This is a genomic window from Paenibacillus sp. Y412MC10 (assembly GCF_000024685.1).
GTDB lineage: Bacteria > Bacillota > Bacilli > Paenibacillales > Paenibacillaceae > Paenibacillus_AQ > Paenibacillus_AQ lautus_A.
This window is the reverse complement of record NC_013406.1, coordinates 2,475,512-2,497,949: the sequence shown is the minus strand read 5'-3', so window position 1 is coordinate 2,497,949 and position 22,438 is coordinate 2,475,512. Positions and strand designations below refer to the sequence as shown.

Annotated in this window: 26 protein-coding genes and 1 riboswitch; of the genes, 4 read left to right on the top strand and 22 right to left on the bottom strand. The window is 52.1% G+C overall.

The features are described 5' to 3' along the window. Nucleotides 1-62 precede the first annotated feature (62 nt). The 4 genes from ribE (GYMC10_RS10780) to ribD all read right to left on the bottom strand — a co-directional run bounded on the left by ribE (GYMC10_RS10780) (nucleotide 63) and on the right by ribD (nucleotide 3,869). Entirely contained in the window at nucleotides 63-530 is a 468-nt protein-coding gene (gene ribE / locus GYMC10_RS10780) for a 6,7-dimethyl-8-ribityllumazine synthase (protein ID WP_009595158.1), read from the bottom strand. A gap of 257 nt (nucleotides 531-787) precedes the next feature. After that, complete coding sequence (locus GYMC10_RS10775; RefSeq protein WP_015734493.1) at nucleotides 788-2,026, bottom strand: bifunctional 3,4-dihydroxy-2-butanone-4-phosphate synthase/GTP cyclohydrolase II; 1,239 nt, start codon at nucleotides 2,024-2,026, stop codon at nucleotides 788-790. Between the two features lie 50 nt (nucleotides 2,027-2,076). Next, nucleotides 2,077-2,745, bottom strand: a complete 669-nt coding sequence (gene ribE, locus GYMC10_RS10770; protein WP_015734492.1) for a riboflavin synthase — start codon at nucleotides 2,743-2,745, stop codon at nucleotides 2,077-2,079. Between the two features lie 23 nt (nucleotides 2,746-2,768). Continuing rightward, nucleotides 2,769-3,869 (bottom strand): bifunctional diaminohydroxyphosphoribosylaminopyrimidine deaminase/5-amino-6-(5-phosphoribosylamino)uracil reductase RibD, encoded by a 1,101-nt coding sequence (gene ribD, locus GYMC10_RS10765; protein WP_036665720.1) that lies wholly within the window; start codon nucleotides 3,867-3,869, stop codon nucleotides 2,769-2,771. A gap of 268 nt (nucleotides 3,870-4,137) precedes the next feature. After that, nucleotides 4,138-4,321: riboswitch (FMN riboswitch) on the bottom strand. Between the two features lie 200 nt (nucleotides 4,322-4,521). Between ribD and GYMC10_RS10760 the strand changes: the two genes are divergently transcribed. Further along, the gene (locus tag GYMC10_RS10760) at nucleotides 4,522-4,923 is read left to right on the top strand and encodes an acyl-CoA thioesterase (protein ID WP_015734490.1); all 402 of its coding nucleotides are present in this window, start codon (nucleotides 4,522-4,524) and stop codon (nucleotides 4,921-4,923) included. A 75-nt stretch (nucleotides 4,924-4,998) separates the two neighbouring features. On the opposite strand, the gene GYMC10_RS10755 is transcribed toward GYMC10_RS10760, so the two are convergent. From GYMC10_RS10755 to GYMC10_RS10680, 16 genes are all read right to left on the bottom strand, one after another. Beyond that, nucleotides 4,999-5,430 (bottom strand): peptidylprolyl isomerase, encoded by a 432-nt coding sequence (locus tag GYMC10_RS10755; protein ID WP_009595227.1) that lies wholly within the window; start codon nucleotides 5,428-5,430, stop codon nucleotides 4,999-5,001. 201 nt (nucleotides 5,431-5,631) lie between these two features. Then, nucleotides 5,632-6,966, bottom strand: coding sequence for a diaminopimelate decarboxylase (gene lysA, locus GYMC10_RS10750; RefSeq protein ID WP_015734489.1), 1,335 nt, complete (start codon nucleotides 6,964-6,966; stop codon nucleotides 5,632-5,634). A gap of 118 nt (nucleotides 6,967-7,084) precedes the next feature. Continuing rightward, nucleotides 7,085-8,719 (bottom strand): spore germination protein, encoded by a 1,635-nt coding sequence (locus tag GYMC10_RS10745; protein WP_015734488.1) that lies wholly within the window; start codon nucleotides 8,717-8,719, stop codon nucleotides 7,085-7,087. 23 nt (nucleotides 8,720-8,742) lie between these two features. After that, nucleotides 8,743-9,171, bottom strand: coding sequence for a stage V sporulation protein AB (locus GYMC10_RS10740; RefSeq protein WP_015734487.1), 429 nt, complete (start codon nucleotides 9,169-9,171; stop codon nucleotides 8,743-8,745). Further along, complete coding sequence (locus GYMC10_RS10735; protein ID WP_015734486.1) at nucleotides 9,168-9,812, bottom strand: stage V sporulation protein AA; 645 nt, start codon at nucleotides 9,810-9,812, stop codon at nucleotides 9,168-9,170. The genes GYMC10_RS10740 and GYMC10_RS10735 overlap by 4 nt, the downstream gene beginning before the upstream one ends. Before the next feature lie 296 nt (nucleotides 9,813-10,108). Continuing rightward, nucleotides 10,109-10,864: an RNA polymerase sporulation sigma factor SigF gene (sigF, locus tag GYMC10_RS10730; protein ID WP_009595135.1), complete on the bottom strand. Its 756-nt coding sequence runs from the start codon at nucleotides 10,862-10,864 to the stop codon at nucleotides 10,109-10,111. 11 nt (nucleotides 10,865-10,875) lie between these two features. Beyond that, on the bottom strand, nucleotides 10,876-11,334 hold the full coding sequence (gene spoIIAB, locus GYMC10_RS10725) for an anti-sigma F factor (RefSeq protein ID WP_015734485.1): 459 nt from the start codon (nucleotides 11,332-11,334) through the stop codon (nucleotides 10,876-10,878). Then, the gene (gene spoIIAA, locus GYMC10_RS10720; RefSeq protein ID WP_009595152.1) at nucleotides 11,331-11,684 is read right to left on the bottom strand and encodes an anti-sigma F factor antagonist; all 354 of its coding nucleotides are present in this window, start codon (nucleotides 11,682-11,684) and stop codon (nucleotides 11,331-11,333) included. The genes spoIIAB and spoIIAA overlap by 4 nt, the downstream gene beginning before the upstream one ends. Nucleotides 11,685-11,775: 91 nt before the next feature. Further along, entirely contained in the window at nucleotides 11,776-12,966 is a 1,191-nt protein-coding gene (locus tag GYMC10_RS10715; RefSeq protein WP_015734484.1) for a D-alanyl-D-alanine carboxypeptidase family protein, read from the bottom strand. A 193-nt stretch (nucleotides 12,967-13,159) separates the two neighbouring features. Next, entirely contained in the window at nucleotides 13,160-13,984 is an 825-nt protein-coding gene (locus tag GYMC10_RS10710) for a purine-nucleoside phosphorylase (RefSeq protein ID WP_015734483.1), read from the bottom strand. A gap of 58 nt (nucleotides 13,985-14,042) precedes the next feature. Further along, a complete protein-coding gene (locus GYMC10_RS10705) occupies nucleotides 14,043-14,927 on the bottom strand; it encodes a site-specific tyrosine recombinase (RefSeq protein WP_015734482.1) in 885 nt (294 codons plus the stop codon). A 40-nt stretch (nucleotides 14,928-14,967) separates the two neighbouring features. After that, nucleotides 14,968-15,201: a YqzK family protein gene (locus GYMC10_RS10700; RefSeq protein ID WP_009595237.1), complete on the bottom strand. Its 234-nt coding sequence runs from the start codon at nucleotides 15,199-15,201 to the stop codon at nucleotides 14,968-14,970. A 340-nt stretch (nucleotides 15,202-15,541) separates the two neighbouring features. Beyond that, nucleotides 15,542-16,006: a Fur family transcriptional regulator gene (locus GYMC10_RS10695; RefSeq protein ID WP_006209405.1), complete on the bottom strand. Its 465-nt coding sequence runs from the start codon at nucleotides 16,004-16,006 to the stop codon at nucleotides 15,542-15,544. A gap of 109 nt (nucleotides 16,007-16,115) precedes the next feature. After that, entirely contained in the window at nucleotides 16,116-16,739 is a 624-nt protein-coding gene (gene spoIIM / locus GYMC10_RS10690) for a stage II sporulation protein M (RefSeq protein ID WP_009595126.1), read from the bottom strand. An 89-nt stretch (nucleotides 16,740-16,828) separates the two neighbouring features. After that, the gene (locus tag GYMC10_RS10685; RefSeq protein ID WP_015734481.1) at nucleotides 16,829-18,043 is read right to left on the bottom strand and encodes an endonuclease Q family protein; all 1,215 of its coding nucleotides are present in this window, start codon (nucleotides 18,041-18,043) and stop codon (nucleotides 16,829-16,831) included. A 1-nt stretch (nucleotide 18,044) separates the two neighbouring features. After that, nucleotides 18,045-18,626 (bottom strand): NUDIX domain-containing protein, encoded by a 582-nt coding sequence (locus GYMC10_RS10680; protein ID WP_009595101.1) that lies wholly within the window; start codon nucleotides 18,624-18,626, stop codon nucleotides 18,045-18,047. A gap of 94 nt (nucleotides 18,627-18,720) precedes the next feature. Between GYMC10_RS10680 and mciZ the strand changes: the two genes are divergently transcribed. Together mciZ and GYMC10_RS10675 are read left to right on the top strand one after the other, a co-directional pair. After that, entirely contained in the window at nucleotides 18,721-18,885 is a 165-nt protein-coding gene (gene mciZ, locus GYMC10_RS31825) for a Z-ring formation inhibitor MciZ (protein WP_015734480.1), read from the top strand. Between the two features lie 98 nt (nucleotides 18,886-18,983). Further along, a complete protein-coding gene (locus GYMC10_RS10675) occupies nucleotides 18,984-20,195 on the top strand; it encodes a tetratricopeptide repeat protein (protein ID WP_015734479.1) in 1,212 nt (403 codons plus the stop codon). A 65-nt stretch (nucleotides 20,196-20,260) separates the two neighbouring features. On the opposite strand, the gene GYMC10_RS10670 is transcribed toward GYMC10_RS10675, so the two are convergent. Then, on the bottom strand, nucleotides 20,261-21,391 hold the full coding sequence (locus GYMC10_RS10670; protein ID WP_015734478.1) for a tripeptidase T: 1,131 nt from the start codon (nucleotides 21,389-21,391) through the stop codon (nucleotides 20,261-20,263). Between the two features lie 113 nt (nucleotides 21,392-21,504). Here GYMC10_RS10670 and prli42 point away from each other — a divergent pair, with 113 nt between their 5' ends. After that, nucleotides 21,505-21,606, top strand: a complete 102-nt coding sequence (gene prli42 / locus GYMC10_RS31820; protein WP_015734477.1) for a stressosome-associated protein Prli42 — start codon at nucleotides 21,505-21,507, stop codon at nucleotides 21,604-21,606. Nucleotides 21,607-21,635: 29 nt separating this feature from the next. On the opposite strand, the gene lipB is transcribed toward prli42, so the two are convergent. Continuing rightward, the gene (lipB, locus tag GYMC10_RS10665) at nucleotides 21,636-22,319 is read right to left on the bottom strand and encodes a lipoyl(octanoyl) transferase LipB (RefSeq protein WP_015734476.1); all 684 of its coding nucleotides are present in this window, start codon (nucleotides 22,317-22,319) and stop codon (nucleotides 21,636-21,638) included. Nucleotides 22,320-22,438 lie beyond the last annotated feature (119 nt).

Below are 22,438 nucleotides of genomic sequence, written 5' to 3'. Positions count from 1 at the left end.
GAATCCTCCCGCCAAAAATAAAATGCAGTGCTCTATAAAAAGAGCACTACATTAAATAAGCACTATTTTAGGCTTTTCGTCAAGTTCGCCATTTCAATGGCCGCCATGGCGGAATCCCAGCCTTTATTGCCTGCCTTCGTTCCCGCGCGTTCGACGGCTTGTTCAATGTTCTCCGTCGTGACGACGCCGAAAATCGTTGGTACGCCGGTCTTCAGGTTAATGGCGGACACCCCCTTGGCCACTTCGTTGCACACGTAATCATAGTGCGTGGTGGAGCCGCGAATGACGGTTCCCAGGGTGATGATCGCATCGTATTTGCCGCTTTCTGCCATCTTTTGGGCGATGAGCGGAATTTCAAACGCTCCTGGCACCCAAGCGACGTCGATTTCGTTGTCCTGTGCGCCGTGACGCTTCAAGGCGTCCAGTGCGCCGCCAAGCAGCTTGCTGGTGATGAATTCGTTGAAACGACCTACCACGATGCCGTATTTCAAACCTTCGGATACTAAATGACCTTCAAATATTGTTGCCATGTTGGATGACTTCCTTTCGGGTTGGAGTTTATATAAGGTCAAACATGGATTTGGAATGACATCGAGGTGATTGCCCGCTGCGCTGACGGCTGCTGCTTCCGATCGCTGTTAACTCCTGATTTCATGATCTAATTTCTCAGGGAAGAAATCAGGATTTAAAGGCGACCGCTGACGCTTCTCCAGCAGCATTCCGCCCTCTTCGCTGGGTTATTCCGTGAGGCAAACCTACTCCATGATTGACCTTTTATTGTTGGTGATTAGTTAGCACTCTCGTTCTGCTCGATATCATTGAACTTCAGCATATGACCGAGCTTCGCTTGCTTGGTGTGCAGGTAGCCCGTATTATCCTCGTTCTCCGGCATTTGAATCGGGACCCGCTCCACGACCTCCAGGCCGTAACCTTCGAGACCCTTGATTTTACGCGGATTGTTTGTCAGCAGGCGGATCTTCCTTACGCCCAAATCCTTCAGGATCTGGGCTCCGATGCCGTAATCGCGCAGATCCGCCGCAAAGCCTAGCTTCAGGTTCGCATCGACGGTATCGAGCCCTTCTTCCTGCAGCTTATAGGCTTTCAGCTTGTTGATCAAGCCGATGCCCCGCCCCTCCTGGCGCATATAGAGAAGCACGCCTCTGCCTGCTTCATCGATCTGGCGGAGGGCCGCCTCAAATTGCGGACCGCAATCACAGCGATGGGAGTGGAACACATCCCCTGTCAGGCACTCGGAATGCACGCGGACGAGAACCGGCTCACTCGGGTCGATCTCCCCTTTTACCAATGCGACATGCTCTTTGTTGTCCACGTCATTGGTGTAGGCTACGGCCTGAAACACGCCGTAGTCGGTGGGCATCCGCACGGCTACCTCGCGCTGTACGAGCTTTTCTTTTTCGTTGCGGTAATGGATCAGATCCTTGATGCTGATCAGCTTCAGATCATGCTTTTTCGCGATCTCCACCAGGTCTGGAAGCCTTGCCATCGTGCCGTCTTCCTTGATTACCTCGCAGATGACGCCTGCCGGATAGGATCCGCTCAGGCGGGCTAAATCGACAGCCGCCTCCGTATGTCCTGCCCGGCGAAGAACGCCGCCGTCTTTGGCAATCAGCGGAAACATATGGCCCGGTCTTCGAAAATCGGCGGCCGATGCATTTGGATCCAAGATGCCGTTGACGGTTATGGATCGTTCATAGGCGGATATGCCCGTCGTGGTGTCCTTATGGTCAATGGAGACCGTAAAGGCCGTTCCATGATAGTCCGTGTTTTGCGTCACCATCGGTTTGAGATCGAGTTCCTGAGCCCTAGTCTGCGTCATGGGCAAACAGACCAGCCCGCGGCCTTCGGTGATCATGAAATTGATGACCTCGGGGGTAGCTTTATCCGCTAATGCGATAAAATCGCCTTCATTCTCGCGGTCCTCGTCGTCAACAACGATGACGACCTTGCCTTCCTTCAAATCTGATAACGCCTCTTCGATCGTATGAAATGAAAAGCGCTCATCCATCCCTATTCCTCCTTCTTCTCATGGAGATATCTCTATATGCAAGAAACAGCTTAGGCAAAGCCATGCTCGGCCAGGTAATCCCTGCTGATCCTCGATTTCGTGCCGCTTCTGCTACCTGCGCCTTCCGAACCGTAATGCAGCAGGTGATCTACATATTTCCCTAAAATGTCGCATTCGATATTAATCGTGTCGCCCGCTTTTTTATAAGCGAGCACCGTCTCCGCCAGCGTGTGGGGAATGATGGACACCGTGAAGGAGGAATCCGTCGTTTTGACAACGGTCAAGCTGATTCCATCCAGCGTGACCGAGCCTTTCGGAATGATATATTTGAATACGTCCCCATTCGCGGGCGAAATCTCGTATACCACTGCATTCTGATCGGCCTTTACGCTCCGAATGACGCCGATGCCATCCACGTGTCCCTGAACGATATGGCCTCCGAATCTCCCTCCGGCTGCCATCGCCCGCTCCAAATTAACCTTCCCGCCCGGCTGCAGCTCCTTGAGATTCGTGTTTCTATAGGTTTCCGGCATAACGTCAACCGTAAACACGCCCTTGTCGATCGCTGTAGCCGTCAAGCAGACGCCATTTACGGATACGCTGTCGCCCAGCTTCAGATCGTCCATAATCCGGTTAGCGGAAATGCTCAGCAGCATGGCCTCCCCTTGGCGCCCGATACGCCGCATCTCGCCGATCTCCTCGACCAATCCAGTAAACACAGGCTTCCCTCCTTTCTCGCTCCTTATTTCCAGACCGGAATGCCGGTGACGTAGATATTGTCGCCCAGTCTTTCGGTCTCAAGTCCTGTCAGCGAAATCGCTTGGTTCATCTGTTCATAACCGCTGAACATGTAATTTCCCGGCGCATCATACCCGCCGATGATTTTGGGGGCGATAAACTGGATGAGCCGGTCCACCAGCTTCTGCTCCAGCATCGAGCCATTAAGCGTACCGCCGCCTTCCAGCAAAATCGAGGCGATCCCCTTTTGTCCCAGTTGGAGCAGCGCTACCTTTAGATCCACCCGTGGTCCAGGTCCGCAGGGGAAGACCTGAGCACCAAGCTCTTCCAACTCGGACCGCTTCGTATCATCCGCCTGCTCCGTCGCCAAGATCCAGGTTGGCGCCAATCCGTCTGACACGACATGGCTGTCGAGCGGTATCCTCAGGCTCGAATCCACGATGATCCTGACCGGGTGAAGCCCCTCAACGCCAAGCCGGGTCGTCAGGCTCGGGTTATCCGCGATAACCGTAGACACGCCGACCATGATGCCTTGATGGCGATGGCGCAGCGTATGCACAAGCTCCCGGGATTTTTCATTGGAGATCCACTTGCTGTCCCCGGTTTTCGAAGCGATCTTGCCGTCCAGCGTGCTCGCCGTCTTTAACGTGACGAAGGGCCGGCCCGTCGTAATGAATTTAACAAAGGCTTCGTTCAGGCGAAGAGCGCGATCTTTAAGGATACCCGTTTCAACCTCGATTCCCGCTGCGCGCAGCATCTGAATCCCTCTGCCCGCCACGAGGGGATTCGGATCCTCGCAGGCCACAACCACCCGCCGAACGCCCTCGGCGATAAGCCTCTCGCTGCAAGGCGGCGTTGCGCCGTAGTGACTGCAGGGCTCCAATGTCACGTACACGGTACTGCCTGCCGCTTTCGGCCCGGCCATATTCAGGGCATGAACCTCGGCATGCGGCGTTCCGCGTTCCAGATGCGTGCCCACCCCGGCGAGAGCACCGTCCTTAACGACGACGCAGCCGACTACCGGGTTGATCCCGGTTTGGCCCTGCGCACGTTCAGCCAGATCCAGCGCAAGTGACATATAGAATTCATCGTTGACGATATCCATGCTAAACATGCCCCTTTCCCAACGTTCATACAAAAAAGCCCTGCCAAAGATTCCGAAGAATCCTTAAACAGGGCTTGATGGAAGTTAATCATTGACACGATAAATAACCGTCATGAATGCAGATTTCGCGTATAACAAGCGACCCAAATCCGTCACAGGCGAAACCAAAAAAACGCCGTCACAGCTTTGAATTGCATGTGAAAACCTGCACATAACGCATGTCACGCTGTGCGCAAAGACACAATAACATGTGCTGCTTATGTGTCCCTCACTCCTTCTCCCATCCAGACTATACTGTCGGTCCCGGATTTGCACCAGGTCCACCGCATACGATGTGAAACGTCACATTCATATCCGGGTCACGGACTAAGACGCAGCACTCTGCTTCGATAAGCTCAATCACTGCGTTCATCACCGCCGGTAGGGAATTTCACCCTGCCCCGAAGGATTAAACCTATGAAATTGTTTGATCTTATGAAGAATCTTATCACCCCCTTTTGAAAATTGCAAGAAAAAACAACTAACTTTTTTAAAGCGAATAACTTTAATGCTGTCATTAGCATGGACTTTTGAAGGAGAACGCTTCCCGAAGGGAGAACAGTTAAGTAGGGTAGCAAGGAGATAAGTAGCAGTTGAAAAGGAGCGAGCCACGATGAAAACTTCGCTGGACATTATCGTCCGTCCCACGGAGATCGACGTCAACGGACATGTAAACAATGCAAAATACCTCGAATACCTGGAGTGGGGCCGGGAGGAATGGTACGAAGCGGGAGATCTGCGGTATGATGTGCTGAAACGGCTCGGGGTCCAGACCGTCACCGTCAATATTAATATCAATTACCGCAAGGAGTGCGGCCAAGGCGAACGGCTGACCGTCGTGACGGAACCCGAATCCATGGGCCGCACGAGTTACGTCATGGCCCAGCGGATATACAACGAACAGCATGAGCTGTGCGCGGATGCCATCGTTACCAGCGTGGCGATGGATGTAAACTCACGTAAAAGCCGGCCCGTCCCCGAAGAACTCAGCCGATTGTTCCCAGCCCCTGCGTAATCCGCCCTTTGCGGCGGCCATAAAAAACAGGCTCACCTCTGAGGGTGAGCCTGTTTTTGCATGATGCTGAATTTATTATGCTTCGTACACTTCTACTTTTTCCATTTTGTCGCGGCCTTTAAATGCATCCACATACTCCATGCCTTCAACGACTTTGCCAAATACGGTATGTTGTCCGTCCAAATGCGGTTGCGGCTCGTAGCACACGTAGAACTGACTTCCGCCGGTGTTCCGGCCAGCATGCGCCATGGCCAAGCTTCCGCGCTCGTGCTTGTTAGGATTGATCTCGCAATTAATGGTATAACCCGGTCCGCCGGTCCCCGTTCCCTGCGGACATCCGCCTTGAGCGACGAATCCAGGAATTACGCGGTGAAATACCAGACCGTTATAGAAGCCGGAGTTGGCCAATTTCTCAAAATTAGCTACCGTGTTCGGTGCATCGTTCTCGAACAGGTCGAGCACAACCTCTTTGCCGTTTTCCAAGGTGATCTTCGCTTTTTTTGCCATATGTGTGTATCTCCTTCCGTTATCTCAAACGCTTTTATCGATTTTTTTACAATGCAAGTTATAGTTTACTATGAATTGAGCCTCGAAGCAAAACGAACTTGTCCCCGTCCTCGCGACCATATCCGACGGAAGGCAGGACGAAGAGCCCTGACCGCAGCCGGAGGCTTTGGCGGGCCCTTCCTATCCAGAGACATTGACGTCTTATAAACTCGTAACGGTTTCTTTTGTTACACCCGCCGGCACGACATCGTTGCTGATGATATCGGCAAGCGATTCGCGGCGAACGACCAGATTGCTTTGCCCATCCTTCACGAATACGACCGCAGGTTTGCGGATCCGGTTGTAGTTGCTGGCCATGGAATAGTTGTATGCGCCCGTGCAGGACACCGCCAGCAGATCGCCCGTTTCAACCTTCGGAAGCTCCAGGTCCCAAATCAGCATGTCTCCGCTCTCGCAGCACTTGCCGGCAATGGATACCGTTTCTTCCGGCTCTTCTTTAGCCCGGTTTGCAAGCAGCGCTTCGTATTTCGACTCGTAGAGCGCCGGACGCGGATTGTCCGTCATGCCGCCGTCGACGGCAACATATTTGCGCACCCCGGGAATATCCTTGCTGGTTCCCACCGTGTAGAGCGTGGTACCTGCGTCACCGACGATGCTCCGACCCGGTTCCACCCAAATTTCAGGAAGCTCGGAACCAAGGCCCGCAAAATGGTTCTTTACCGCATCCGTAATCGCTTTTACATACTGGGATACTTGAAGCGGCGTATCTCCATCCACGTAGCGGATACCGAATCCGCCGCCCAGGTTCACGACCTTGAACACGACGCCCAGGCCTTCTTTTACGGAAGCTGCAAATTCAGCTACGCGCTGAACAGCCATCTGGAAGCCTTCCACCTCAAAAATCTGGGAACCGATGTGGGAATGGATGCCCATGAGATGAATATTCGCCTGTGCTTCCGCAAGCTGCACCGCTTCGTACGCAGAGCCGTTGCCGATATCAAAGCCGAACTTCGAATCGGTTTGTCCTGTCGAGATATATTCATGCGTATGCGCCTCGACGCCCGGTGTCACGCGAAGCAAAATGTTGACCTTGCGGTTCTTCTCGGCAGCGATGGCCTGCAGCATATGCAGTTCGATCACGTTATCGACAACGAAACAGCCGATTTCGGCATCCAGCGCCATCTCGATCTCTTCCGGCGTCTTATTATTTCCGTGGAAATGAATCCGATCCGCCGGGAATCCGGCTTGAAGCGCCGTGTACAGCTCTCCGTCGGAAACAACGTCGAGCGACATGCCTTCCTCGTCGGCCAATCGGCACATGGCCATAACGCAGAACGCCTTGCTTGCATACGCGACTTGGAACTTCAAACCGGAAGCCTTAAAGGCCTCGATGTATTCCCGGCAGCGGTTGCGAACCGACTGCTCGTCTACGATATATAGTGGTGTTCCATATTGAGCTTTCAAATCGGATGTGTCACACCCGCCGATTTCCAAATGCCCCTGATCGTTAATCTTGCTTGTACCGTGTAAAAACATGCTTACAATTCCTCCGATCCATTGTTTCAAAAATAGGGTAATCGAATAATTGTTCACAGTATAGCAGACAACGGAAGGTAATCAAAATGGATTTTTCAACACAACATTTGTGTTATTGTTAGTGCTCGCCCCTCGGATTCATTTCCGGGCCCATTTTCGTGTTGTCACGCGTTTTGTTGAGAGCCGGGCGTCTTCTTGACAGAAGCAGCGGTTTGCGGAATAAAATTTCGCCCATCGCTTTTGCACTAAATGGTATAAACGGCCATAAATAAGACGAGTTATAGGAACGGTGGGTCGTCAGGAGCAGAATCAGGAGCGTTGTGCCGATGACAAAGCCCTTCACCCCAAACAAGGCTGTGGCCAGCAGCAGGATCAGCCTGACCATCCGATTGGCAAGTCCCAGCTCGTAACTCGGAGTTGCATACATCCCGATGGAGGCAACCGCCATATACAAGACAACCTCGTTGACAAACAATCCGGTTTTAACGGCAATATCGCCGATCAAAATCGCAGCGATCAAGCCCATTGCCGATGCGAGCGGCGTCGGTGTATGAACCGCGGCCAAACGGAGTAAATCCACCCCGAATTCCACGATCAGAAACTGCAAAATAATGGGAATTTTCGCATTCTCCTGCGGACCGATGATATCGAGTCCCGGCGGCTTCAATTCAGGATGGACAACCAGCAGCATCCACAACGGGAGCAGGAACATGGAAGCAAAAATGCCTATAAATCGTATCCAGCGAAGATAAGTCCCCATAAACGGGGTCTGCCGGTTCTCTTCCGCATGCTGGCAGAGATCCAGGAAGGTGGTCGGCATGATCATCACACTCGGCGATGTATCCACCATAATGACGATCCGGCCTTCCAGCAGGTGGGAAGATACCACGTCCGGCCGCTCCGAATAACGGACCAGCGGATAGGGGTGCCAGCCCTTGTTTACAATCGCTTCCTCCAGCTGCTTGTCGCCTAGAGGGAGCCCCTCCAAATCGATTTCCTGGATTTTCTTCCGGATGGCTTCTACCTGGGTACGGTCGGCTACGTCATCGATGAAGACCAAACTGACGTCCGTTCTCGTACGCCTTCCCACTTTGATGATCTCCACATGCAGTCCCGGATCACGAACCCGTCTCCGCACAAGGTTAACGTTTGTCACCAGCGTCTCCGTAAACCCGTCCCTGGCGCCTCGAACAACGCGTTCGACAGCCGGCTCTTCGAGTCCCCGTACGGGATATTTCCGGGTGTCCAGGATGATGGCGGAATGCGCATCCTCGATGAACAGCGCGCATAGGCCTGACAGGACCTCGTCAATCACCTTGCTGAGCCTGGTATCCCGCTCCACCTGAACATGGGGAATATAGCGGTTCATGATTTCGGAAAGCGCATGGTTGTTAACGTCGTCTGGCGTCAGGTACGTCAGCCTTGTCAAAATTTCCGTCACCACGACATCGTTGGTGAACCCGTTTAGAAAGAGAAGCCCCGCATTTCTGCCGGCAAAGTTCATCTCGCGGAATACCACGTCAAACGAAACACCAAGGCCGATCACTTCCTTAAGCGTTTCTTTCAGTACGCTCAGCTTCGCGGGAACATCGTCCGTTTGCTGCCAATAAATGACGGATTCCTTGGTGCTGTCGGAGGTTTCCGCCTCCCTCTTTTCCTTCAGCGCTTCTTCCTCCAGCGCTTTGATCTCCGATGGAGGAATGATCGGAATCCCGGCCTCCAGTTCGCCGCCATGCGTTGTTTTCTCGTCCATAACCTACCTCCTAGCCATAACTGTCACTTGCTGTAAACAAACCAGTCGAACAGGGAACCCGCTACCTTGCCTGCCACCATCGCCATCAGAAGACCAAACAAATACCCCTTCAGCCGGAGCCGCTTGGCCAGAATCGGCAGGACATTCAATACTTCCGTCAGTGCGGCTGCCAGCATGCCGATAAATATTCCGCACATCAGTCCGATTACGGTACTCACGACCGGTCCCAAAGGAATGGACCATCTCCAGAAATCGGCCACCGTGCCAATGAAGGATCCCGTTATCAATGCTCCTTCGTACCAATGCACCCGGTTGTAGGTCGCCGTCAACTGGGACAATCTCGGTATGATGTCCAGCACAATGATGAGCGCAATCACGCCGCCGCCGACGGCGATGCCTCCGGCAACGCCGAGAACACAGGTAAATACCCCTTGCAGAATGGACAACATCATGGTTTTTCCCCCGTCGTATCGGCACTGGCATTCATTTTCCGGTATTCTTCGGCGACCACGAACTGATCCAGATTTTCCTGATAGAGGTACATTTCCACCTCCAGCGGGGTCGGTTCTTCATTCCATTTTTTCTTGAACAAATGATTGAAGAACACCGTCATGCCGAATCCGAGCCCCAGAGAGTATGCGATCTGGAACAAATAGGGATGCTCATCTCGTTTTCCCGTCACCATTTCGACAATCCGGATCTGGACCTCAAGCATGTTGACGTCTGCATGAAAGTTCATGATGGTGAGCGCAGAACCGAAAAACAAGAGCAGCCAAATGAGCGGGAACCACAGTCTGGATCGTTTGCTGTCCGGACCGACAAGCTCCACCAGGGTATGATGGTTACCCATCGGTTCAATATGGGCGCCCGGAATCAACCCTTGTATCTTCGGAATGATTTGAATCAGATCCATGACAAGACGGTTGCCGTCGATATCCTTCGGCTGAGTCAACGGCAGGGCTCTGAGCCGTTTCTCCCATTCGGGCTCACAGACTATGAAGGCGACATCACCTAGTTTGACGGTCTGGTCTCTCGGCAGCCGTATTCGGCTCCGCAGCTGCAGAAACACCGTCGGAGTGGGATTAACCTTCATCCGAAACACTCCTTTACTGCTAAATTACCGTTAGTATGGGAAATTGCCATCGTTTCTACTCGGATTTACCATACTTTCTTTAATCGCCGGACCGGCCAGGACCGTTATACAAAAAAAACAAGCTAATCAACCATCGACATCTCACTTAGAAGACAGGCCACCTTTAGGGAAAGTTCGTCAAGTGAGATAAAGGGGGAAGACGCTGAAGTGGTTACGGTCTTATTTCCGCAAGAAAGCGCCGTCCCAGAAGGACGGCGCTTTCTTTGTGCAGGCTTTAGGATACGGTATAGATCCCGCTACTGCGCGATCTCGTTTCGAATGCTCTGCAATATTTTTTTCTCGAGCCGCGATACCTGCACCTGGGATATGCCCAGCCGGGTGGCAACTTCCGACTGCGTCTGATCCCGATAGTACCTTAGATATACAATGAGCCGCTCCCGTTCGGTCAAGCCCCCTATCGCTTCGTTCAAGGCCAGCTTGTCAAACCATCGTTCCTGCGAATCATCGGCAATCTGATCCATTAGCGTGATGGGATCCCCGTCATTTTCAAATACGGTCTCATGAATCGAGGTTGGCGGTTTGTTCGCCTCCTGGGCAAACACCACTTCCTCGGGCGTTACCCCCAGCTCTTCGGCAACCTCTTTCACCGTGGGAAGACGATCGAGCTGCTTGGACAGCTCGTCCCGCTTCTTCCTGACTTTGTTGGCCATCTCCTTAAGCGAACGGCTGACCTTCAGAGTCCCGTCGTCCCTTAAGAAACGCTGAATTTCACCGATAATCATCGGTACGGCATAGGTAGAGAACTTTACGTCATAACTGAGATCGAACTTGTCCACGGATTTGAGGAGACCGATACAGCCGATCTGAAACAGATCATCCGGCTCATACCCCCGGTTCATAAACCGTTGAACGACAGACCAGACAAGACGAATATTACAGTTGACGAGCGTGTCCCGGGCGACATTATCCCCGCTTTGGCTAAGTGCAATGAGTCGTTTGACCTCCGCGTCGTCCAAATAAGTCTGCGAAGTTTTCTTCACATCGGCATCCATTTGTCCAACCCCTAATTATATAAAGCTTTCTTAGATTCGATCCTCTTTTTCATTTTGATCGACGTACCGTTGCCTGGTTCGCTGACCACTTCAAATTCGTCCATGAAATTTTCCATGATGGTGAATCCCATGCCGGATCGTTCCAGCTCCGGCTTCGAGGTATACAGCGGCTGCTTCGCCATCTCCAGATCTTCGATCCCGTGGCCGGAATCTTCGATGCGCAGCGTGATCATATCCCCGTCTATCGAGGCTTCAATCTTGACGACCCCTTCCGGGTCGCTGTCGTAACCATGGATGATGCTGTTCGTGACGGCCTCGGAAACCACCGTTTTCAGATCATTCAGCTCATCCATGTTGGGATCCATCTGGGAGATGAATGCAGCCACGGCGACACGGGCAAAGGATTCGTTTTCCGACTTAGCGGCAAACTGCAGCGACATAAAATTATGCTGTGCTCTTCCTTCACTCATGACACTACCTCCAGACCCGAGAGTGCCGTGCCCTCGTTCTCGTATATCGGCATGATTTTGAACAGCCCCGACATGTCAAGCAAGCGGTAAACCTGCGGCTTGACATCGCACACCGCCATCTTTCCGCCCTTTTGCTTGATGAATTTATAGCGTCCCAGAATGACTCCCAGCCCTGAGCTGTCCATAAAATCCAAGTCTTTTAAGCTCAGCACCAAGTGCTCTGTTTGACGTCTCTGAATGGCTTCATCCAGCTGCATCCGGACATGATCGGCCGTATGATGATCCAGCTCGCCGGACAGACGGACGATCAGAACATGCCTGTGATGCTCCATATCAACATGCAGATTCATGTTTGTTCACTCTCCTCCCTGACATGAACAAGGATTTCTACATTCGAAAAAGACATTCCTGCATCACGACAAAACTAGAAGAAAACTCCCATTAATCTACATGAAACAACTTGCCGGTTGTCCGTTTGAACAGCTTCCAGAATCCGGCCTTTTCCACCTTAACAGGCGACGTCAGCTCGAACTCCTTCACGAGCTGTTCCCCCTGATAGACAGACAGCTTGCCGATGACTTGTCCGGCGGCTACCGGTGCCTTCAGGTTCGGATCCAACTGAATCTCATGACGGATGTCCGGATTCTTTACGCCTTTCTTGACAAGCACGCTGTAGTCTTTTTCCGCTTGAATCGAGATCTCGGGCACGTTGCCCTTTTGCACCTTTACGATACCGAGCACTTCGCCAGGCTTATAGATGGAGTGCATCGTGTATTGGGAAAAGGCATAATCAAACATACGCGACACTTCATTGTTCCGCGTCTTGGTGTCCGGAGCCCCCATGACAACCGCTACGGCGCGCAGCCCGTCCCGTTTGGCCGTTGCCGATAAACAGAACTTGGCTTCGGACGTATACCCGGTTTTCAATCCGTCCGCGCCCGTGTAGAACCGCACCAGCTTGTTCGTATTGACCAGCCAGAACGGTTTCTCCGAATCTTTGCGCAAGTAATCCTGATAAGCGCCGGTATATTTGGTGATCTGGTCGTATTTCAGCAATTCCCTGCTCATGACCGCTATGTCATGGGCCGATGTATAATGATTCTCTGCAGGAAGTCCGTTGCAGTTCACGAAATGCGTATCTTTCATTCCGAGCTCCGCCGCTTTCTCGTTCATCATTTTCACGAAGCCTTCTTCCGAGCCGGCAATCTTCTCCGCCATCGCAACGGAAGCATCATTGCCCGATGCCATGGCAATGCCTTTGAGCATCTCGTCCACGGTCATTTCCTCGCCGGGCTCAAGAAAAATCTGGGATCCGCCCATGGATGCCGCATATTCGCTGGTGCGCACCTTATCGGTCCACTTCAATTGTCCTTCATCGATGGCTTCCATCGTAAGCAGCATCGTCATTACCTTGGTGATGCTGGCCGGAGGCAGCTTATCATGGCTGTTTTTCTCATAAATAATGGTTCCGGTATCCGCATCCAGCAATATAGCGGAACGGGCACTTGGCGCCAGCTCCTCTTGAGATGATCCTCCGCCGGGTTTGCTATTTTCTTCCGCATAACTTGGTACAGCTGCACTGGATAATCCCACGGCTAGAACCAGAAATCCAGCGATTAACGCTTTTTTCACTTCCGTCCCCTCCTGACATTCGTAATGGCATCCCGCTGTACGCGGGTCTGCTATTCATTGTCGTCAGGTTGAAAACAAATTATTCCAGTATTTTACGGAAAATTGTTGCCATTCATCTAAAAGGACATAACAAAGAGGCTGGGCTTCTTGCAGATGTAAATCTGCGAAAAGCCCAGCCTCATGCTAACAACCATTACATTTTGGGAATGATGGCCATAACGAGCGCCAGGAATTTCTCACGGACCTTCTCCGCTGTTTCCATAACTTCGTCATGGGATAGCGGCTGATCCAGTATGCCCGCAGCCATGTTGCTGATGCAGGAGATGCCCAGCACCTCGAGCCCCGCATGCCTTGCTACAATGACCTCGGACACGGTGGACATGCCTACCGCGTCCGCACCGAGCGTGCGCAGCATGACAATCTCGGCCGGCGTTTCATAAGTCGGTCCCAGCAAACCTGCGTAAACCCCTTCTCTCAGCACGATGCCCTGACCCACGGCGACTTCTTTTGCCAATTGGCGAAGTTGACGGCTGTAAGCCTGAGACATGTCCGGAAAGCGCACGCCAAGCGCCGGATCGTTAGGCCCGATTAACGGGTTGGTTCCTGTCATGTTCAGATGATCGGAGATCAGCATGAGGTCGCCCGGCTCGAAGGACGTGTTGATGCCTCCGGCCGCATTGGTAACAAGCAGGCTCTTTACGCCAAGCTCCTTCATGACGCGTACCGGAAAAGCCGTCACTTCCGGGCCGTAGCCTTCGTACATGTGGAAACGGCCCTTCATCAGGACGACAGGCCGGTCGTGGATCGTGCCCAGCAGCAGTTCGCCTTCATGTCCTTCCACCGTCGATACGGGAAAATGAGGAATGTCCGTGTAAGCGATCGAAACCGGATTCTCAATCAATTCCGCCAACACGCCGAGCCCCGAACCCAATATCAGGCCGACCTCGGGCTGGACGCCATTCTGCCCTCGTATGTATGCTGCTGCTTCCTTAATGCTTTGCTGATGGACTGAACTCATATTCATACCGCTCCTATTCTGATGATAAATTGTAGATCCTAGTGCCGGTAGTTCCGCCCTATGATCTCGGGTGATAATGATCGTATACTTCCTTCATGCTTTTCTTGGCAGATTGATACATCCCGGTTGTGGACAATGCCGAGTGTCCCAGCATCTCCTGAACCGAACGCAAGTCCGCGCCGTTCCCCAGCAAATGCATGGCAAACGAATGCCGAAGGGTATGCGGCGTGATGTCCTCGTCAATACCGGCAAGCTTGCCATACTTTTTAATAATTTTCCAAAAACCCTGCCGTGTCAAGCGCGTTCCCAGCGAATTCAGGAATAACGCGTCTTCCCCGGCATCCCGCATCAGCTTGTCCCGCATATCTCGCACATAAAATGCAACGCTCTCGGCTGCAATCGGGGTGATCGGCAGAATACGCTCCTTCCCACCGGAAACCGCGCAGCGTAAAAAGCGCATCTCCAAATGGATGTCATGGATGGACAGATTCACCAATTCCGAGACCTTGATGCCCGAAGCGTACAGCAGCTCAAGCATCGCTTTGTCCCTGGCGCCCTGCGGGGTACCGGAATCGGGAGCCGACAGCAGCTTGTCCACCTGCTCCACGGTTAGCGACTTCGGCGGCTTCCGTTCCGGCTTCGGATTATCCAGCAGCTGAGTCGGATCCTGTACAATAACGGCTTGACGCACCAAATACTGAAAAAAGGAACGCAGGGAAGCCGTGCATCGAAGCAGGCTCGATGCCGCCTTCCCCTGCTGCCTCAATCTTCCCACATACAGCCCGAGCAGCGTTCGATTCACCTCTCGCGGATGGGTGACCTCCCTTTCAGCTGCAAATGCAAGGAATCCTTGAAGGTCGGCCCGATACGATGCTATCGTGCTTCGGGACAGTCCCTTCTCGTCCTCCAGGTATTGTACATATTCGTCCAGATATGGTTTCATGATCTTTTGCTCCTATTCCCGCGGCCCTTTGCAAGCACGATCACTCTCCGTACCAGTAATACAATCGGAGACGCTCGGCCGGCGAATAACGGGAGTCCATGGTGCTCTCCGGCTGAAAAGCCTTTACCGCTTGTCCCGAAGGCGCACGGTAAGGATCCACTGGTGTTAGCCAATCGCCTACCCATCCCAGCACGAAGTAAAAAAACATGGTCAACACGGCAAACATCGAAATAAAACGGATCAGTGAGCCTATTTTTCGAATAGATATAATCACTGGCAGCGCCTCTCTTTCACATGGCATCGATCGCTCAATTGAAAGCGGGTATTGCAGGTATCATTTCACGTAAAGCCTATGATACAAGCTGCAGGATTATGACCGCATCCCTCTTATCTCCGATCAGCCATTGGGTCCGGCGGTTATTCTGAAGAATAAAAAAAACGTCTAATCGACGTACTTGGATGATGTAAAAGTATAATTTGTGCTGAAAAGTGAACGATACGATAAGCGTGCATGAACCGCCTAATATAGTTAATTATCTAAAAAGCCCTCCCGGCTTACCGCCGTAGAGGGCTGCCGTGATGATCATCACTGCGGTTTGTTGAAAGATATAAAATTAGGATTTGTCCTGGTCATTCTTGCCCTTCTCTTTGCAACGGTAGCATATGCCATGGAAATCAAGCCGATGGTCATGAACGGTAAAGTTGAATTCTCGCTCTAACCGCTCTTCCAACGGACCGAGCCAATCCTCGCGTATTTCATCCATGCTTCCACATTGAGTACATATCAAATGATGATGGTGATGCTTCGAAGTATCCGTCCGCAAGTCGTAACGGGCGACACCATCGCCAAAATTTATCTTCTCTACAACATGAAGCTCACTGAGCAGCTCTAGGGTACGGTACACGGTTGCCAGACCGATCTCCGGAGCCTTCTCTTTCACGAGCATAAATACATCCTCTGCGCTAAGGTGGTCGTCTTCATTTTCCAACAATACGCTTACCGTGGCTTCCCGTTGGGGCGTTAATTTGTATCCTTGGGATTGTAGCTGCTGCTTAATTTTGTCGATCCGCGCTTCCATCGTTTCCCTCCCCCTTGGAAATCACTGCACGTTATTGTTCACTTCCTTCATTATAGGGGGATTTGACAAACAAAGTCAAACGGTTTTGCTTTATGGAAAAATTCGCGGATTATAGCAACATGGGCGTAACCCAGCGCATCATGGCGGGGGTTACCCAGGTTTCAAAGGAAGCGACCCCGAGCGTCAGCATGACCATGAAAAATGTCAGCATGGCATACGAAGCAAAGGGCTTCATCATGCTGCCTCCGCGATTCATGATAAATCGGTCCCTGATGATGTAGAGCGAGAAGGTAATTGCGGCTACGCTGCACATCATGAGCACCGGTATGATAAGCAAATTTTGCGGCGCAATCGAGACCAAGGCGAACAGCAGACCTTTCCATGAATACTGCCCCACCAGATAACCGACCGTAAACCCAATGAGAACCCCTTTTAGAAAATCCAATATCAATATTCCCGGAAGCCCGATGACGGACAATCCCAGAATCCATATCAATCCGATCCATTTCAGATGCAGGGCTGCGATGCTCCAGTAAGAAGACTGACTCATGGATTCTCCACCGTCCTGCACGTTAACAAAAAAGTGGTTTAAATAGCGGGCCATTTCCTGCTGTTGCTCCAATGAAAGTGCATTGACCATCAACGCTCCGAACAGCACGCCCACTAAAAACAAGACGCCTACAAACACATAGAGCATCGTCTGATCCTTAAAGGCTTGGCGGAATGATTGCATAGAATAGAGTCTCCTTTCTGTGTCTCTACTCTACTCTATGACAATCGTCAGCCTTGTATGACCTGCTTGGTTGAAAGAGTTGACCCGATTTACCGGAGCACCTTCCCGTAAGAGCCTCCGCCGCCAGCCGATAAGGGCAGCGTCCCATTCCGGGCCATCACGATGCTTGCCGCGAGTCCCTCGCCGGCAACGGCCGCCAGCTCCGCTTCCGTAGCCTGATGAAGGATATTCATTTCGGTGCCGAAGGCGTCAAGCAGCTTCGACATGGAGGACTTCCCTAGACCCGGGATGAACTCTAGCGGAACCTGGTAGTGATACGCCGGCCGACTCTCCGGCACCACAGGCTCCGTGCGGTCAGCGATGTTCAGAATTCGGTCAAACACGCCTTGGACCAGCTTGGTACTGCCGCAGTACGGGCAGCGGACCAAATCATGAACGTCGCTCCCTTCATCCAGAATGCTGTCGCATCCCACGCAATAGGTACGATGGTATTTTCCCAGTCTGGGATTCAGCCCATAGTTCGCACTGATTCTTCTCCGGTTGCTAGCCTGAAGCGCCTGGCGAAATTCTGCGAATGAAGGCTTGGCCATGTCGATCCGGTTGTATTCCCTGCCGATTTTCCCGAGGGAATGCGCATCCGAATTGGTCAAAAAGGAATAGGCATCCAGCTCGCTAATCCGTCCTGCCATCGAGGAATCGGCGCTGAGCCCAAGTTCGATGCCCGCGATCCCGTTCAGATCGAACACCTCGCTCATACGGTCAGCCATGCTGCCGTAAAGCCCCTTATGAGGCGTAAAGACATGAGCGGGTATCAGCAGCCCGCCGCGTGCCGTAATCTCTTGCTGCAGCTCCAGCGGACTGACATAGATGCGCTGGGAACTCAGCTGGACGTTTTTCATATATCCGGCCATCCAGCCGGTGAACTCCTGCATCGTGCCCAGGTCGGGAAAATAAGCCAGCACATGGGCCGCGCCTCGGCCGCTTTCACGTATTTCAATCTCGCTGCCAAGCAGGATTACCGTATCCCGATACGCAATTCCGCCCCCGTCGATCTCCTGCATGACGCCGCTGTCCAAACACTGCAGAATGTCTTCCTGCACCGAAGGAGAATGGCAATCGATGATGCCGATCATCTGAATGCCTTTCCGCTCCGAAGCTTCGACGGCTATATTTTCAAAGGTCAGGTTGTTGCTTGCGCTTATTTTCACAGCTTGTCCGCTGCTTGTGCGACCGATATGAATATGCATGTCGCAGTAATAGGACTGAAGCTTCCCGGCCGAGACGTTCTCATCAGGATGCTGCATATCAGATCTTACCCGTCAAGCTGTACATATTCCAAGCATAGACGGCGAGAATGGTTTTGGCATCGCTGATTCTCTCCTCTTGGATGAGGGAGTACGCCTCTTCCAGCGAGATTTCCATCATCTCTATGAACTCGTCCTCATCGGGGTTCATGTCGCCTCCGACCAGATCCTCTGCCAGGTACAAGTGAATGATCTCATCGGCAAACCCCGGAGATGTATAGAAGGAATGCAGTTTTCGGATCGAGCCGCACGTATAACCGGTTTCCTCCTGCAGTTCACGTTTGGCCGCTTCAAGCGGATCTTCCCCCCGCTCCAGCTTGCCGGCAGGGATTTCAACCTCACAGCGCCCAAGAGGCTGACGAAATTGATTGACGGCCAGCATTTTATCGTCTTTTAACGCAAGCACCGCTACGGCGCCGGGATGCCTGACAACCTCACGGGTTGCCGTCTGCCCATCGGGCAGTGTCACCGTATCGACCTGCAGCGATATGATTTTCCCTTCAAAAATAGATTGGGTGGACAAGGTGGTTTCTTCCAGCAATTTATCCGATGCTTCACGGGTCTTACTGCCGATATCGCTCACAAAATGACCTCCTTTGTTTAAAAACGGCATGGCGGACCATGCTAGTGCATAAGATGTATTATATCAAAATTTCCAAGAAAGAAGGAAGCCGCCCATGAAAAGCTACAAAGGTGACCATTCGATACATTTGGTAGGACAGGCCTGGCAGATTCGGATTATGCTGAAGCAATGGCAGCAGCAATGGGGCTCCGAAACGATGATTGTGGATATTATTTCTAAATCTTCTAAAAATATTTATGAAAATAGATCGGGAAATTAGTTCTGTAGACCTGTTTTTCGACTTTTTTCTATTTTTTTCGAATACGGACCATGACCTTTTCACCTATAAGGGTGTTTATATCATTGGGAGGCTTCGACATGCGACAACTACCTATTATTGAAACCGATCCGATTACAAATCCACCTTCAACTGAATATGAGCGCGGAAAATGGTACAAAAAACGGGGGTATCTTGAGAAGGCTTTGAAGAGCTTCAAGGATGCTGCACAATCCGCAACAACCGATACAACGAGCTCGGGATGGAAGGAAGTCGATTTAAGCTGGCTTGAGTACGGGCTATTAAGCATGCGAATGCGTTCCTACGGCAAAGCCGAGGAGGCCTTCAGAACCGTCGTGCTTCATTCCGGTGCCCACGCCCAAGAGGCGCTGAATCAATGGGCCGCACTCCTGCTTCTGCAAGGAACCCCGGACCAAGCCATATGCGAACGGCTCTTGGACGAAACAAGCGGCTTTCCGGCATCCCATATCATGGTTGGCAGGTCTTTATATTACATCGGGGCTTATCCGTTTGCCTCCCGCTGCTTTGCTGAGCAGGGAAGTTTATATTCCGATACCTGTATCATGTACGTGACTTGCCTCATCATGGCGGGTCAAACCGCAGAAGCCATGCAGTTCATTGACAGCTACCTTCGGGATTCCACCCGTCAGCCGCGGGAACTGCCGCGTCCGCAAGGATCCGAAATGGCTCAGCTGACCCGAATCCGGCAGCTCTGCGAGTGGAGCCTTCAGCATTCGCTGCCTGACCGATTCATCGTCATGTCGGAGGCTTTACAATTAGCTCGCACTGCCATATCGCTCAACATGATCTCCATCGCGGAACATCTGCTTGCCGATAGCGGCGAACGTGCTTATTATGCTCTTATCTGTTTTCTTTATGATGAAGGCTACAGGGGACAAGCAATTTCCAGGTTGCATCAATTGGAAGCGTTACCTCTCCAGGACCAAGACAGCTACAGCAAGAAGGTATGTTTCATAGCGGCTGAACATTTGTATGACCTGGGTAAATATGACGAGGCCGCATCCATGCTCGAGCAGCTAAGGCTCGCTTCTCCCGGGCATACGGAGGCTCGCTTCGGCGAAGCCGCTTGTTATTTGCAGTCCGCGTTGATTTCCCTTTCCGCCCGTCTTGAGGAGAGTTATTCCTCTGCAGCGGCAAGGAAGGAAATCGAGCTATACCTCGACAACATTAATGCCGCATTGCATGTTGTCGAGAGTACGAACTGGCACACCACCTGGACGCCTGCCCAAAAAAGGGTAGAGACCTCCCCGACGATGTCTTTCCTGAATTAGTTGCATTTAAAAAGCCCGCTGCGGACATCCAGCATCCGCAGCGGGCTTTATTTCATCATCATCGACTACGCTTTGGCCGTTTCCTGGATAATTCCAACCACAATCTGCGCCGCCTTCACTAAATCAGAAGCTTGAATGCGCTCCTGCGTAGTATGAATGTCTTGATATCCAATTGCCAGATTGACGGTTGGAATGCCGAGGCCGTTAAAAATATTGGCGTCACTGCCGCCGCCGGACCGGAACGTGCGGGTCGGCAAACCCAATCCGCCGATGGCCCGCTGCGCAAGCTGAACGACCTCGTCATGCTCATTGAAGCTGAAGGCCGGATAAACGATCTCGCTAATGAACTCGCAATTGGCATTGTATTCACGAACCGTGGTTTCGAGCGCTTCACGCATATCGTTCACTTGCTTATCGACCTTTTCCTGAACGATGCTGCGTGCTTCGGCATCGATCTGAACAAAGTCGCACACGATATTCGTAGCGCTTCCGCCCTGGAATTTGCCGATGTTAGCCGTGGTCTCCTTATCGATGCGTCCGAGCTTCATTTTGGCAATGGCTTTGGACGCGACTTGAATGGCACTGATGCCGTCCTCCGGATTTACGCCGGCATGGGCAGACTTGCCTTTGATAATCATTTTGATTTTCGCCTGGGTCGGGGCGGCAACTGCGATCGAACCCAGCTCCCCGTTGGAATCCAGCGCAAAGCCGATATCCGCATCCAAAACATCGGGATTTAGCGCCCGCGCTCCGACCAGCCCCGATTCCTCTCCTACCGTAATGACAAACTGGACTTGCCCGTGCGGAATGTTATTTTCCTGAATGACCCGAATGCCTTCAAGCAAAGCAGCGATGCCGGCTTTGTCGTCCGCCCCGAGGATGGTCGTTCCGTCGCTTCGGATCCAACCGTCATCGCCCAGAGTCGGTTTGATGCCTTTCCCGGGTGTTACGGTATCCATATGGCAGGTAAAAAGCAGCTTAGGCGCATGCAGGGCCGCCTCGTCCGCTTTCCAGGTAATAATCAGATTGCCTGCTCCGTGCCCCGTCTTTTCCTTGGCATCGTCTTCTATGATTTCGAAGCCGAGACCGGAAAATTTCTGTTGGAGAACTTTCGAGATCTCTTCTTCATGTTTGGTTTCGCTATCCACTTGAACCAGTTCCATAAACTCTTGAATGATACGCTCTTCTGAGATCACTGGACTTCCCTCTCTTTCGCAGATACGATACAATGTCTGTATATCCATATCTCAACTAAATGATGCTGCTCCATGTATGTTCATCATTAAACTTATTCTAAAGGAGTTACACAATGCAACGTAAAAAGTGGTTTCGAATTGTAATCTATCTCATGCTGATTGCCATGGTCGGTTCAACGCTTCTGGTTATCCTGGAGCCTTTGTTCCTTCGCTAACGCCCGTAACGCTACCCTAGGCAGCGAAGTTATGACAGCCAGTGAGCCTCATATGGAAATACCCGGGTGAAGAAAGGCACGATCTCCCGGGCTACTTCCTCTACCTCGAACATCTGCCCCGTGCAATCCTCCAGTGAAGTTACACCGTATTCCTGTATGCCGCAAGGAATAATGCCCGAGAATCCCGCGTCCGCGATTCCGGATTTGATGTTAAACGCAAACCCATGGCTCGTCACAAACCCGCGATGTCGGCGGCATTTGTTGAATTTCACGCCGATGGCGCAAATCTTCGAATCCCCGACCCATACACCGGTGTACTCGGGTTTTCGGCCTGCTTCGATGTCGTATGATGCCAAGTAATCGATGATGACCTGCTCCACGTCGCGCAGAAACCCGTGGAGGTTCAAATTCTTGCCGCCATCCAGCAGCAACAGCGGATACCCGACAAGCTGTCCGGGACCATGATATGTAATATCTCCGCCGCGATCGATTTCAAACAGGCCGATACCCTGTTTCTCCAATTCCTCTTTGCTTAGCAGCAGGTGCTCCGGATGCCGCTGCGACCCCATCGTATAGGTCGGAGGATGTTGGAGGAGCATCAGACTCTCGTGACGCTCTCCCTGATCGATGGCGGAAACATGGTTTTTTTGAAGCTCCCAAGCCATGCCGTAATCGACAATCGGCGTATACGATACATCTAACGGTTTGTTCATGTGCTAACGCCTTCTTTCATAGGGTTCAAAGCCAACCGATGGATCCCCCTTCGATTGACTTGAAATGAATAACGTCTGCGAACCTCTTCGAAAAGAATCAGTCCGCAGATCATGCTAGC